Source organism: Pantoea cypripedii, from assembly GCF_002095535.1.
Classification (GTDB): Bacteria; Pseudomonadota; Gammaproteobacteria; order Enterobacterales; family Enterobacteriaceae; genus Pantoea; species Pantoea cypripedii.
Map to the genome: position 1 here is coordinate 661,081 of NZ_MLJI01000001.1, position 12,701 is coordinate 673,781.

A 12,701-nucleotide genomic window follows, 5' to 3' on the forward strand; every position below is an offset into this window, starting at 1 on the left:
TCGTGGCAGAATAGCCGCCCGACTCATCGGAAATCGCAAGGGGAAAGACGTTATGTCAGATGACATCGAACAGCGCATCTATGAGCTTGTCCGCCGTTATGATGGCGTATATCTGTTTAAGCAAAAAACGCTGATGCCACAGATTGATATTGATAGCGATCTTAACTTTGAGAACGACGAAGCGGCGGCATTGATGGAAGAGTTCTTTGCCGAATTCAATGTGGCACGTGGCACCTTCGCTATCGAAACCTATTACCCGCCGGAGCCATCCCTGAGCGAAATCCTCAATCCTTTTAATAAGCGAGCCGTGCCGGTAGTGCCGGATTTCACGCTGGGTATGTTGATTGAATCGGCAAAGGCCGGACGCTGGTTATATGAATAGCGTGGTCCGTTAACGTTCCCGGTGTACCCCAAACCCGGTTTCGCCCGGTGCAATCTCCTCCTTCAGCGTCAGCGCCGGAATGGCATAGTCACCGTGGTTCTGTCGCCGGAAAGGAATGGGTTCACACGTTTCCAGGGTATCCAGCCTTGTAGCCAGCGTATCGCACCAGCTACTGAAGCGTGTCTCCGCTGATTTCTGCACCTGATAAAACACCACGGGTGGCAGGACGCTAAAACCGGGATAGAACAGCATGCCGTGCTGAATGGGGAACAACAGATCATCAATCGGGCCATTGATCCCGCGCGGGCTGTAATGAGACTCCCAGCCGCCGGTGGTCACCACCAGCATCGTCCGTTTACCTGCAAGCCGGCCTTCACCGTAGCGGTCGCCCCAGTGGTTTTCGCTGTGTTCTCCCACGCCATAGGCAAAGCCGCAGGCGTATACGCGTTCAAACCAGCCTTTCATGATGGCGGGCATCGAGAACCACCACAGCGGGAACTGGAATATCACCGCATCGGCCCAGCGTAGTTTTTCCTGTTCGGCGCTGATATCTGCCGTCTGCAACTGATGCTCAAAGGCGAAGCGCGGGTCCTGAGAGGCCTGAAAATATTCACCCACCAGCGGAGCGAGGGTGTCGGCAGCATCCAGCTGCGCTTTCCAGTTCATGGCATACAGATCGGAAACCTGCACCTGATGTCCGCTCTGTTGCAGGTGCTGCACACTAAAATCTTTTAACGATCCATTCAGCGAATGGGCTTCCGGATGGGCATAGACAATCAATACATTCATGGCGTAATCCTGTTGGAAGAAATCAGGTGCAGGGTACGGCAGAGCTTTCTATAGTAGAAATCAATTGCTGATATCTCAGGTATAGACAGGATGAATATCGGAAGCCTGGACTTAAATCTTCTGCTGACGCTGGATGTGTTACTGGCGGAGCTAAACGTGACGCGCGCCGCGCAGCGTCTTAACCTGACTCAGCCTTCGGTCAGCGCCCAGCTGGCACGATTGCGCGGCATCTTTGACGATCCGCTCCTGCTGCCAGGGCCGCGAGGTATGTTGCCGACGGCACGGGCCGAAGCGTTGCGTGAACCGCTACGGTTGGCGCTGGAATCGCTGCAACGCGCGGTTGCACCGCCGGATGATTTTGATCCGGCAAAGGCGAATCTTACCTGGCGCATTGCCGCCACCGATTATATGTCCTCAGCGATTATATTACCGGCTATCAACAGGTTACGTGTGGCTGCACCGGATTGCCGCGTGGCGGTGTTCGGCCTTAATCCACCCTTGGTGGCCCAGCAGCTGGAGAAGGCCGAGCTGGATTTGATCTTTCATACCGGCGACCACGCCCCTGAGACGCTGCATCAGCGAAAATTGTTTAGCGAGCGCTATATGCTGGCCGGGCGCAGGGGGCATCCACGGTTGCATCCGGGGCTGACGGTTGATGAATTTTGTCAGCTGGAACATCTGATTGTCTCGCCGGATGGCGGCGGATTCAGTGCTGCGACAGACATCGCACTGGCGAAGCTCGGTCGCTCGCGTCCTGTGGTGCTGTCGGTGCCGCATTTCCTTTTCATGCTGGAAGTGCTGGCGAGCAGCGATTTAGTCGCAGTGCTTCCGGAACGGCTGGTGCGTTCATCCACATCGCTACAGGTTATCGAGCCTCCCATCGATGTGCCGGGATTTGATATTTTGATGATGTGGCATGAACGCGTGCAGCGCGATCCGGCACATCAGTGGCTGAGGCAACAGATGCTGGCGGTGGTGTAGTGATGATTTCGCCAAAAATTCACTTCTCCCCGTTCGAAAAACTGCGCACACTAGCCACCTTTACCATTATGGAGAGATGGCATGACTTCCCGATACCTGCTGGCGTTCGCGCTGTTTGCCAGCATGGCTGCGCCGCTGTGGGCAGACGACAGCGGCATTTCTTATAGTCATAAAGACTGGGAGCTGGCGTGCGACAACACGCTGACCTGCCGTGCGGCGGGCTACAGCACCGAAGAAGGTGCGGGTGGATCGGTATTACTGACGCGTCAGGCGGGTCCAGACACCGCGGTGAGCGGGGAAGTGGTGCTGGCCGATACCATGGATGAGGAGCCGAAGCCGGTGGCGGCGCTGTCGCTGTGGATCGATGACAGCTCCCTCGGTGAGCTGCAAAAGACCGATAACGACGAATGGCGCTTAACCGAAGCACAGACGCAGGCGGTGATCACCGCCGTCAAAGGCAGTGGCACCGTCGAGTTTCGCGGCGGTGTCGAACCGTTTGAGCTATCTGGTAATGGCGCTTTTGCCACCCTGCTGAAAATGGATGATGCGCAGGGACGTATTGGTACACCCGGTGCGATGATCAGGAAAGGCGATAAGCCGGAAAGCAGCACGCTGGTGGCGGTGGCGGCTCCGGTGATTCAGCAGGTGAAAGTCATCAAAGCCCAGCCGCGTCCGTTAAGCGCACAGGAGCTGTCATCGGTGAAGCCGCAGCTCATCGCTTCGCTTACCGATGATGACAGCTGCGATAATCTTGAGCCGTCTGACGATCAGCCAGCAGCTGGCGCTGAACCCATCATGCTGACGCCGGTCGATGGCTCACATGTCCTGATTTCCGCGCTGTGCTGGCGTGGTGCCTACAACGAAGGTTATGGCTACTGGCTGATGGATAAACGCCTGCAACAGAAGCCTGAACTTATCACTGATTCCGCTTCAGACTACAGCGATGGGGTGATTTCGCTGGCACAAAAAGGGCGTGGTATCGGCGATTGCTGGAGCACTGCCGCCTGGGTGTGGGACGGTAAAGATTTCCAGCAAAGCAGTGAAGCCACCACGGGCATGTGTCGCGCTATTCGCGCTGGCGGCCCGTGGCAACTGCCGACGCTGGTGACCAACGTCAAACCGGCGCGATAAATCGCGCCCTGGTCGTGGTTATTTCATACAACACTGCTTGTATTTTTTGCCGCTGCCGCACGGGCAGGGATCGTTACGGCCCACTTTCTTCCCGGCAAAATACGGCACCTGCGGTGCTGGCATGGGTTGAGAAAGACGTTCTTCCTGCCAGTAATCATGCAGTTGCAACGCAGCCAGGCTAATGGCCGCAATGCTGATTTCAAACTCTTCCTGTGAGAAACCGTCGAGTTTGGCAAAATTCTCTTCGCTGCCATGCAGGGCGATGGCATCCAGTGCGGGTTGTTCGGATGGTGGCAGGGCTGACCAGTCATCCAGCGCAACGCCGCGCATATAACCAAAGCACCACTCTTCCACCACGGTGAATTCCTGGCCTTCCATCTCCCGCGTGCCGAACAACGGATCAAACTGTTCCGGGAATTCGCTCAAACGTTCGGCGATATCGTTCATATGCTGGAAGGTCAGGGTCATAAAGCGATCCATTTCGCGCTCGCTGGACCACTTAGGAATGTGTTTCTTGCCGCCCCACATCGCCACCAGCCATTCACTCGGCTCAATGTCGTTCGGGCCGGAAAGCAGCGCTGTCAGCATGCCATCGAGTTCGGCGACATCCACCACGGAATGTTCAGTGCCGTATTTCTCCAGCATCTCCTCCAGCCAGTTCAGTTCTTTTCGGTTAACGGGCCCTGGTTCATACGGCATCTCCTGCGTCTGTGCTGATTGGCGGGCGCATTGCCCAACGTCGATAACGCGCGATTATAGCGGCAAGCATAGTGATTCAGCCATCAATTGCCACTTTATGACTATCCATTGCTGAACCTCTCCTAAAAATCATTTCCCATAACATATTGCCCAACATTATTGGCCCTGATTCGCGACCAATGTCAGCGTAAATACCGACACTTGCTGCATAAAGGACGCAATTATCATGGCTATGGGTACCTTGCCGGTACTGGATTTGGCTTTGCTGGAGTTACCGGCCGCTGAACAGGCAGAACATCTTGCCAGGCTACGGGAAACCGCGCGTGATATCGGTTTTTTCTACCTTGTTAATCACGGCATTAATCCGCAGCTGCTGCAAAATGTGCAGAGTCTCACCCGCGCTTTTTTCGCCTTAGCGGAGACGGAAAAACAGCGGGTGTCGATGATCCACTCGCCGCATTTTCGCGGCTACAACCGGGCGGGCGTGGAATATACCCGCGATCAACGTGACCAGCGTGAGCAGTTTGATATTGGCGCTGAACGGGCGGCACTCACGCTGCTGCCGGGGGATCCCGCATGGAAGCGCCTGCAGGGGCCGAATCTGTGGCCAGAGGCGCTGCCGCAGCTGCGTCCGGTGATTTATGCCTGGCAGCAGGCGATGACCGATGTGGCTCTGCGTTTGCTGCGAGCTTTCGCCAAATCGCTATCGCTGTCGGCCAATGCGTTTGATGCGCTGTACGGCACCCATCCCAATGAACACGTCAAACTGATCCGCTACCCCGGCCAGGAGGCGGATGCGAGCCAGCAGGGAGTGGGGGCGCATAAAGACTCCGGCTTTCTGACCTTTCTGTTACAGGACGAACAACCGGGGTTGCAGGTGGAAGTCACGCCCGGCAACTGGGTGGATGCGCTGCCGAAAACCGGTGCCTTTGTGGTGAACATTGGCGAATTGCTGGAACTGGCGACCAATGGCTATTTGCGCGCCACGGTACATCGTGTGGTGTCACCGCCGCTGCGCAAGGAGCGTATCTCCGTGGCCTTTTTCCTCGGTGCACAGCTGGATGCCCAGGTGCCACTTTATCAATTGCCTGCCTCACTGGCGGCGGAGGCGCAGGGGCCGACCAGCGATCCGGCGAACCCGCTGATTCGCGAGGTGGGCTGGAATTACCTGAAAGGGCGTTTGCGATCGCATCGCGATGTCGCGCAGCGTTACTACGCCGACACTCTCAATACCGTTAAATCATAAGAACTAAGGAAAACATATGCATAAAAAGGTGATAGCTGGACTGGCGTTATTTTCGCTGATGACCACATGGGCCTCGGCTGCCGCACTGCGCGTAGCAGCCGATCCGGTGCCACACAGCGAAATCCTCAACCAGATCAAACAGACGGATAAGCATCTCGATCTGAAGGTGATTGAACTGAACGGCAACCTCAATGCCAACGAGCTGCTGGCGCGCGGCGATGTCGATGCCAACTACTTCCAGCACGTGCCTTACCTGCGCGATCAGGAAAAAGCGCTGGGCGAGAAGTTTGTGGTGGTTGCGACGGTACATATTGAACCGCTGGGGATTTACTCGCACAAAATCAAATCATTGAAGGATATCCCCGATGGTGCACAGATTGCGGTGCCAAATAACGTCACCAATCTGAGCCGCGCGCTGTACCTGTTGCAGGCGAATGGGGTGATTAAACTGAAGGGGAACGGTGATGCCAGTACGCTGGTGACGACCGCCGACATCAGCGACAATCCGCATCATCTGAAGATTATTGAGATTGAAGCGCCGCAGCTGCCGCGTGCGCTGGATGATGCCACGCTTGCGATCATCAACGGTAACTATGCTTTGCAGGCGGGTCTGGTGCCATCGAAGGACGCGCTGGCGCTGGAACAGGCGAAGGGCAATCCCTATGCGAACGTATTGGTGACGACGCCAAAACTGGCGCATGACCCGCGCATACTGGAGCTGGCGAAAGATCTTGAATCAAAACAAACGGCTGAATTTATCAACCAGCAGTACAAAGGGTCGGTGATTCCGGTACATCTTTAATTCCTGTCACCACCCGTATTCTGCGGGTGGTTCTGTGTTATATTTCGCCAGATATATCAGCGATGATTTCCCCCAACCTGTTAATTTGACTTAAAAATACCTGTGATCTTCCTTTTTATCTCTGAGATGGCTTTGTGATGAGGCTGTGCACGCTACTGGTGATGGCGGTGTTGCTCAGTGCCTGTGGCACGCTGTCGCAAACGTCTGCCCCGGTGAGTGACGACGTTTATCTTTCGCACGCCACCTTCCATGAAAATGTCGATGATATGGTGCGGCATTACATGCAGCAGAAGCAGGTCTCCGGCATCAGCATTGCCATTATCCATCAACGAGGTGCACCGCAGTTTTACAGCTTTGGCATCACTGACGCGGTGCATCGTTATCCGATCACTCCGGATACCTTGTTTGCGCTGGGATCGCTGAGTAAGGGGGTGACGGCCGAAGTGATCATCGAGCTGGTCAATCGTGGCGAACTGCACTGGAATGATACGCTGGCGACTTTGCTGCCTGCCTCGGTAGCGCTCAGCGCCGATGCCAGACACATTACGTTGCTGCAATTGGTGACGCATACTTCGGGTCTGCCACGGCAGAATATGGATTTGCCGATGTTGATCAAATTCATGCGTTATCTCGGCAGTGGTGAGAATTTCTATGGCAACCTCGACAGCGATGCGGTGCTGGAGTATCTGGCCGATTTTCGTGCCCCCAGCCACCCGGTGGCACAATATTCCAACCTCGGCTACGCATTGCTTGGCTACATTCTGCAACATCGTTTCCATCAGAACATTGAAAGCCTCGCGCAACGCAATCTGTTTATCCCGCTGGGGATGACCAGCAGCAGTTTCGAAGCAGCAACGCTGCGTAATTTTCCCTGGCGGGCGCTGGGGCATGCGGGTGACCAGCCGAAGTTGATTGCCCGTGGACAGTTGGCGCCGGACTGGCGATTTAACAACAACATGATGGCGGCTGCCAGTTTGTACAGTAACGCGCGTGACCTGATTCGTTATCTCGACGCGCATCTTAGCGCGACACCCGATCAGGCGATTAATCAGGCCTTCACGCAGGTCGGGCAGGATTACCAGCAGCATGGCAACCAGTCGCAGAATATTGCCTGGGTTACCGATCATTATGGTGAGCAGAAAATCACTTATCAGGTCGGTTATATCGGCGGTTATTCCAGCTTTATCGGGTTTGATCAGCACAACGGCAACGCGATTGTGGTGCTGCAAAATGCGTTTAACTGGAGCAACTATCTTGGCATTGCCTTGCTCAGGGATTTGGCGCACAAGGATCGCCAGCCCTGATGTAACATGGTTGCTTGCAATTTTGCTTAGCGGAAAAGCGTATCGGCTGTTGTATGCTGTCGGGCGAAATTTGACGCGCAGGTTGCGGGGTGCAAAACGCACCGGGGAACCTTCCGCGTTCTGCACTTGTCAGTACATTGAACCGGTAATAATCAACCAGAGTGGAAATCACCATGCGCAGGACTCACGCTGTACTTCTTTCTGCAGGACTTTTTCTGGGCTCGTTAACCCTGACGCCCGCCGCGCTGGCCGAAGGCGAGCAAACTGATAACGTACCCACGCCACCGCAGGTGGAACAAACCGCACCGGACGCGCAGGTCCAGACTCCGGTTACCGACGCTCCGGCGGCCGTTGCCCCCGCGCAGCCGCAGGACAATGCGGCACAACCCGCAGCACCGAATAATTACGATCTGACCACCATCGTCATCGACTATAAAGAATACAAAGTCGGCGATGTGGTGCCGGATCAGTATCGTGGTAAATCCTACATCATTGCTGAATGGCAGCCGCGTCATCTGCCGGCTCCGCAGGAAAATACCCATTGGGCGTATATCAACGCCAACTACATCCTGATCACCGACGATACCGGTAAAATCGTGATGGCAAAATCAGGTGACATCTTCTTCAAAGGCTAAGTAAGCGCGCTAACTGCGCCACTGCATTGCCAATCTGACTGGTGCTGGTGTTGCCATATCCCAGCACCAGCCCCTGCTGTTTCTCCTCCCCCAGATAAAATCCCGATAACGCACCCGGTGCATAACCCGTTTTTATCAGTTGATCGACCAGCGTGATATCCGCGAGGGATGCTGGTAGCTGCATCACCAGATGCATCCCACATTCTCCGCCGAGTAACGGCACCTTAGCCCCGAATTGTTGCATCAAGGCCGCGCGCAGGGTGGCCTGGCGTTGACGATACAGACGGCGCATCTTGCTCAGGTGACGGCTGAAATCGCCACTGCGCAGGAAGTGCGCCAGCGCCTGCTGCTCCGGACGGTTGCCACCACGCAGCAGTTCATGCAGCGCGGGGCGTAAATGGGGGACCAGCTGTGCGGGCAGCACCATAAAGCCCAGGCGCAGGGCAGGAAACAGCGTTTTACTGAACGATCCCACGTAGATGACCGGCGTCTGCGGAGCCATACCCTGCATCGCTGCAATCGGTTCGCCGCTGTAACGAAAATCGCTGTCGTAGTCGTCCTCAATGATCCACGCCTGATGCTCTGTGGCGGCAGCCAGTAGCGTCAGACGGCGTGAGGCACTCATCACCACGCCGGTGGGATACTGGTGGGTCGGGGTGGTGTAGATCAGACGTGGCGGGCGCTGCTGCCAGTCTTCGGGTTGTGGTGCCAGCCCCTGGGCATCAACGGCGACCGGTTCGATACGCATATCGCCCGCGCGCATGGCAGCTTTGGCCCCACGATAGCCCGGTTCCTCTACCCAGCCAGTCTCACCCGGATTACTCAACAATAGTACGCACAATGACAGGGCCTGTTGTGCGCCTTCAGTGATAACAATTTGCTCGGGCGTGCAGCGTACACCCCGCGCCAGAGCAAGATGCTGCGCCAGCGCCTCACGTAATGTTCGCTCGCCAAGAGGATCACCGTAGCCCATCAGCGCCTGCGGTTGATGCAGCATCACGCGATTAAAAGCCCGTCGCCACTGGGCCAGTGGGAAGTGCGATAATGCGGGGATACCGGGTCGCAGTGCCATCTCCTGGTTCAGCGTGCGGTGAGAGGAACGCAGCTGTGTCACGCGTGAGGCTACCCTTATTTCTGTGGCGTTTGCCGGGTCAGGGGAGGGCTGCGGTAACTGCGCAATGGGGCTGACACGGCTGCCCTGGCGATCGCTGGTGAGAAAACCTTCCGCCTGTAGCTGCGCCCAGACGGCAATGACCGTGTTACGCGAAACCTGTAGTTCCGCCGCCAGCTGACGCGTGGCGGGCAGGCGTGTCCCTGCTGGCAGCTTACCGGCCAGAATCGCCTGGCGAATGCGCTGAAAAAGCTGTTGTTGCAGGGTTAAGGCATCGTCGCAACGCAATGGGGCCAGGAGCAGGGTGCTGAGATCAAAGGTGTTCATGCTGCGTTCACGTGGATCTATTAATAAGTCTGATTGTGGCGCTTTTTAATGAGCCAGCAAAGTGGCAATCTGCTGTTCACACCTCATCCAGCGACAGGGAAAATATCATGTCTCAAAACACCAATGCTTACGGACAACCGGTGGGCTTTGCGCTGCCAGACTGGCAACCGCGCCCTTGGCCGGAATTTATGACTTTTACCGGTGACTATTGCCGTCTAGAACCGCTCAGTGCGGAACGCCATGGCCAGGCGTTATATGCCGCCTATGCGCAAACCGGAGATGGACGGGACTGGACTTATATGTTTGCAGAACCCTTCGCTACTGAAGAGGCTTATCTGGCTTATGCGCGTCAGATCGAGAATGGACGCGATCCGATGCATTTTGCGGTAATTGACCGGCAAACTAACCAGGCGGTAGGTACCCTGGCGCTGATGCGTATCGAACCCAATCATGGTGTGCTTGAAATCGGGCATGTGGCATTTTCCCCCTTGCTGAAGCAAACACGTATGGCGACCGAAGCGCATTTTTTACTGATGCGTTATGCGTTTGAGCAGCTGGGCTATCGTCGTTATGAATGGAAATGTGATAGCTGTAATCAACCCTCACGCAAAGCGGCGCTGCGGCTGGGCTTCCAGCTTGAAGGGATTTTTCGTCAGGTCATTGTCTACAAAGGCCGCAGCCGGGATACCTGTTGGTTTTCCATTATTGACAGTGAGTGGCCGCAGGTGAAACAGGGATTTGAACGCTGGCTGGCGGCGGATAACTTTACCCCTGAAGGTACGCAGCGCAACCGGCTGGAGGCGCTGCGTCAGGCTAGCTGATAAAGATATATTTGCTGGCGGCAAGCACTATGGCACAGGTTGCTGCCATCATTATCCGCTTCAGCCATTGCAGTTCTTTCTTCATACCGATGATGTCCAGATGTAGGGTATGAATTTGGCCATCCGTTTTTTCAAACCGTGCGTCAATTTTATCGAAACGTTTATCAACCTGTATAAAACGTTTATCGACCTGCTCGAAACGAGCATTGACATTATTTTCAAATAATTCAACGCGTTCTTCTAAACGATCAACGCGTTGATTGAGGGCCTGCTGCCCCTGCACCACACCTTCCATCGCCTGGGCGAGGTCGGCCTTCGTCAGTGAGTGTTCCTGCTGCATTTCGGCAAAGATCTCGACCAGCACTTCTGCCTGCCGTTCTTCCACGCCTGCCTGTTGCAGAGATTTGTATGCTTTATGGGTGTTCATCATCGCCAGTGTCATCCATGTTCTCCCTGATCCGTTTCCTTGTGTGGGGGAAATTAACCAGGTTGTGATAATTACGCTATGCAACGATGTTTATTTTGCGCGCTGTCTCGAAAAAAATCAATTAGTACAAAGAGTAACGCGATATGAGGCAGGGTTGGCCTGCACCGAAGTGCAGGCAGGAAAGGATTAATTGTGTGCGTATTTTCCGCTGACGCTATTGCCTGATGACGGGGTTTCGTCCTCTTCATCGGTGATGGCGGGAACTGACAGGCTGGCTTTCACTCCCCAGAAATAGCAAACCAGTGAGGCGACAATCACCAGGACCATATCCAGTGGCGCGCTAATCACCCCGCTGCCACCGTAAGTACCCAGCATGGAAATCACCATCACCGCAATGTAATAGGCCAGCAGCCACCAGGCGCATTGTAAATCACTGCTGAACTGGCTGTTTTTCTTGCCAAAAATGGCGTAACCAATCCAGGCAATAATCAGTATCGGGATGAGGATTTCATTCACCGACCAGCCGCTCCAGTAAATCAGCAGGGTACTGGCAACAAACGCCAGCGGGCTGAGAATGGCGGCGACCGGCAGGCGGAATGGGCGTTGCATATCTGGCAGATGATTACGGAAGGCGCCCAGCGTTACCGGACCGGGCATATAGGTGAATACGGTTGCTGAGGTCACTGCGCCAATCAGACCTCCCCACACCTGAAACTCTGATGGCAGCGTCCAGACGATAGCCAGCAGCAGCGACAGCCACAGTGCACCACGCGGTACGCCGGATTTCGCATCCACTTCGCCAAACACTTTGAACAGATGGCCATTGCGCGCCCAGGCAAACAGCACGCGTGCGGCACCGGCCAGGTAGATGTTGCCGGTCCCGGCCGGTGAAATCACCGCATCAATCAGGATCAGGTTAATCAGCCAGGTCAGGCCAAGGCTGCGTGCCAGATCGGCATACGGCGACTGGAATACCTGCTTCAGCCCAGCCCAGCCATGCTGCGATAACAAATCACCAGGTACCGCGCCCATAAAGGCGTATTGCAGTGCCAGATAAATCACGAAACTCACGGCAATTGCGATGCCGATTGCCAGCGGTACATTGCGCTGCGGGTTTTTGGCTTCACTGGCGAAATCCACTGCCTGGCGAAAACCGAGGTAGGCAAACACGATACCTGCGCCGGTCAGCGAGCTGAACACGCCATGCGCGCCGCCAGGGGGAGCCGGTGGGACATCGAGGTTTGGCGCATGGAAATAAAGCAGCAGCGTGCCGATGGTCAGCAGCGGCACGATGAATTTGAAAGTGGTCACAATGGTATTTACGCGGCCAAAGAAGCTGACGCTCCAGTAGTTAAGCAGGAAAAATGCCACCAGCAGGCCAATCTGTACGGCAAAACCGAGTCCGGTTGGGCTGCCGTCAGCATGACCGAGCGCGGGCCACCAGTAGATGGCATATTGTCGTACCGCTTCCACTTCGACCCCGGCAGTACTGGTGTAGGCCAGCAGTGAGCTGACGCCAATAACAAAGCCGACGATGTTGCCATGGGAATAGTTGGGATAGCGCACAAAGCCACCCGCACGCGGCAGGGCCGATGATAGCTCGGCATAGACCAGGCCGATCATCAGCACAATGACCGCCCCTAACACCCATGCCCAACCGGTGTTACTACCTGCATAACCTGAGCTGTTAAGCGCCGCATAAAGCCAGCCGGATCCGATCATCGATCCAATGCCAAGTAACGACAGATCGACCAGCCCCAATTTCTGTTTCAGTCCACTTGACGCCATAAAATGCCCCTGTGATGTGTTTACCTGAATGGATTTCAGTTTTGCTTATTAAATGTTGTGGCAGGGGGATAAAGCATATCGCGTGCCATAATTATTTTATCAACGTGATTGTTTTGTTATGAAATAAATGCAGGGGCTGAATGGCTGAATAATTGGCTTTTGGCTTGCTGATTGATGCTAAATAAATTTTCTGGCGTGGAATGGATTATCAGAAATAGCGGAATCACGGTGCAGAGCGCACCGTGATGATCCGAAATA

General features: G+C 55.2%; 13 protein-coding genes. 8 read left to right on the plus strand and 5 right to left on the minus strand.

Features of this window, described 5'->3' with window-relative positions; all coding sequences use genetic code 11:
• The first annotated feature begins 52 nt into the window (after positions 1-52).
• Complete coding sequence (locus HA50_RS02930) at positions 53-382, plus strand: DUF1493 family protein (RefSeq protein WP_084872381.1); 330 nt, start codon at positions 53-55, stop codon at positions 380-382.
• A 9-nt stretch (positions 383-391) separates the two neighbouring features.
• Here the strand turns inward: HA50_RS02930 and HA50_RS02935 are convergent, their stop codons facing one another.
• On the minus strand, positions 392-1,171 hold the full coding sequence (locus HA50_RS02935; RefSeq protein WP_084872383.1) for an NAD(P)H-dependent oxidoreductase: 780 nt from the start codon (positions 1,169-1,171) through the stop codon (positions 392-394).
• A 90-nt stretch (positions 1,172-1,261) separates the two neighbouring features.
• Between HA50_RS02935 and HA50_RS02940 the strand changes: the two genes are divergently transcribed.
• Together HA50_RS02940 and HA50_RS02945 are read left to right on the plus strand one after the other, a co-directional pair.
• Entirely contained in the window at positions 1,262-2,152 is an 891-nt protein-coding gene (locus tag HA50_RS02940; protein ID WP_084872385.1) for a LysR family transcriptional regulator, read from the plus strand.
• A gap of 81 nt (positions 2,153-2,233) precedes the next feature.
• The gene (locus HA50_RS02945) at positions 2,234-3,283 is read left to right on the plus strand and encodes a DUF1176 domain-containing protein (RefSeq protein ID WP_084872388.1); all 1,050 of its coding nucleotides are present in this window, start codon (positions 2,234-2,236) and stop codon (positions 3,281-3,283) included.
• An 18-nt stretch (positions 3,284-3,301) separates the two neighbouring features.
• Here the strand turns inward: HA50_RS02945 and HA50_RS02950 are convergent, their stop codons facing one another.
• Positions 3,302-3,982 (minus strand): YecA/YgfB family protein, encoded by a 681-nt coding sequence (locus tag HA50_RS02950; RefSeq protein ID WP_084872391.1) that lies wholly within the window; start codon positions 3,980-3,982, stop codon positions 3,302-3,304.
• Positions 3,983-4,208: 226 nt separating this feature from the next.
• Here HA50_RS02950 and HA50_RS02955 point away from each other — a divergent pair, with 226 nt between their 5' ends.
• From HA50_RS02955 to HA50_RS02970, 4 genes are all read left to right on the plus strand, one after another.
• A complete protein-coding gene (locus HA50_RS02955; RefSeq protein WP_084872394.1) occupies positions 4,209-5,228 on the plus strand; it encodes an isopenicillin N synthase family dioxygenase in 1,020 nt (339 codons plus the stop codon).
• 16 nt (positions 5,229-5,244) lie between these two features.
• Complete coding sequence (locus HA50_RS02960; protein ID WP_084872396.1) at positions 5,245-6,030, plus strand: MetQ/NlpA family ABC transporter substrate-binding protein; 786 nt, start codon at positions 5,245-5,247, stop codon at positions 6,028-6,030.
• A 137-nt stretch (positions 6,031-6,167) separates the two neighbouring features.
• Positions 6,168-7,334 carry a serine hydrolase domain-containing protein gene (locus HA50_RS02965; protein ID WP_084872399.1) on the plus strand — a complete coding sequence of 389 codons (1,167 nt, stop codon included), beginning with the start codon at positions 6,168-6,170 and terminating at the stop codon, positions 7,332-7,334.
• Positions 7,335-7,507: 173 nt separating this feature from the next.
• The gene (locus tag HA50_RS02970) at positions 7,508-7,969 is read left to right on the plus strand and encodes an RcnB family protein (protein ID WP_084872405.1); all 462 of its coding nucleotides are present in this window, start codon (positions 7,508-7,510) and stop codon (positions 7,967-7,969) included.
• Here HA50_RS02970 and pdxR read toward each other — a convergent pair.
• Entirely contained in the window at positions 7,959-9,407 is a 1,449-nt protein-coding gene (gene pdxR / locus HA50_RS02975) for a MocR-like pyridoxine biosynthesis transcription factor PdxR (protein WP_084872409.1), read from the minus strand. The two genes, HA50_RS02970 and pdxR, sit on opposite strands and share 11 nt — an antisense overlap.
• Before the next feature lie 107 nt (positions 9,408-9,514).
• On the opposite strand from pdxR, the gene HA50_RS02980 reads away from it, so the two are divergent.
• Positions 9,515-10,228 (plus strand): GNAT family N-acetyltransferase, encoded by a 714-nt coding sequence (locus HA50_RS02980; RefSeq protein ID WP_084872411.1) that lies wholly within the window; start codon positions 9,515-9,517, stop codon positions 10,226-10,228.
• Here HA50_RS02980 and HA50_RS02985 read toward each other — a convergent pair.
• Positions 10,221-10,670 (minus strand): hypothetical protein, encoded by a 450-nt coding sequence (locus tag HA50_RS02985; protein WP_084872414.1) that lies wholly within the window; start codon positions 10,668-10,670, stop codon positions 10,221-10,223. The genes HA50_RS02980 and HA50_RS02985 overlap by 8 nt on opposite strands.
• A gap of 171 nt (positions 10,671-10,841) precedes the next feature.
• Positions 10,842-12,443, minus strand: a complete 1,602-nt coding sequence (locus HA50_RS02990; protein WP_084872416.1) for an APC family permease — start codon at positions 12,441-12,443, stop codon at positions 10,842-10,844.
• Positions 12,444-12,701 lie beyond the last annotated feature (258 nt).

What these genes read in the sequence shown, in the direction of transcription:
- HA50_RS02930 (WP_084872381.1), top strand. Translation starts at nt 53, where the DNA reads ATGTCAGATGACATCGAACAGCGCATCTATGAGCTTGTCCGCCGTTAT.
- HA50_RS02935 (WP_084872383.1), bottom strand. Translation starts at nt 1,171, where the DNA reads ATGAATGTATTGATTGTCTATGCCCATCCGGAAGCCCATTCGCTGAAT.
- HA50_RS02940 (WP_084872385.1), top strand. Translation starts at nt 1,262, where the DNA reads ATGAATATCGGAAGCCTGGACTTAAATCTTCTGCTGACGCTGGATGTG.
- HA50_RS02945 (WP_084872388.1), top strand. Translation starts at nt 2,234, where the DNA reads ATGACTTCCCGATACCTGCTGGCGTTCGCGCTGTTTGCCAGCATGGCT.
- HA50_RS02950 (WP_084872391.1), bottom strand. Translation starts at nt 3,982, where the DNA reads ATGCCGTATGAACCAGGGCCCGTTAACCGAAAAGAACTGAACTGGCTG.
- HA50_RS02955 (WP_084872394.1), top strand. Translation starts at nt 4,209, where the DNA reads ATGGCTATGGGTACCTTGCCGGTACTGGATTTGGCTTTGCTGGAGTTA.
- HA50_RS02960 (WP_084872396.1), top strand. Translation starts at nt 5,245, where the DNA reads ATGCATAAAAAGGTGATAGCTGGACTGGCGTTATTTTCGCTGATGACC.
- HA50_RS02965 (WP_084872399.1), top strand. Translation starts at nt 6,168, where the DNA reads ATGAGGCTGTGCACGCTACTGGTGATGGCGGTGTTGCTCAGTGCCTGT.
- HA50_RS02970 (WP_084872405.1), top strand. Translation starts at nt 7,508, where the DNA reads ATGCGCAGGACTCACGCTGTACTTCTTTCTGCAGGACTTTTTCTGGGC.
- pdxR (WP_084872409.1), bottom strand. Translation starts at nt 9,407, where the DNA reads ATGAACACCTTTGATCTCAGCACCCTGCTCCTGGCCCCATTGCGTTGC.
- HA50_RS02980 (WP_084872411.1), top strand. Translation starts at nt 9,515, where the DNA reads ATGTCTCAAAACACCAATGCTTACGGACAACCGGTGGGCTTTGCGCTG.
- HA50_RS02985 (WP_084872414.1), bottom strand. Translation starts at nt 10,670, where the DNA reads ATGACACTGGCGATGATGAACACCCATAAAGCATACAAATCTCTGCAA.
- HA50_RS02990 (WP_084872416.1), bottom strand. Translation starts at nt 12,443, where the DNA reads ATGGCGTCAAGTGGACTGAAACAGAAATTGGGGCTGGTCGATCTGTCG.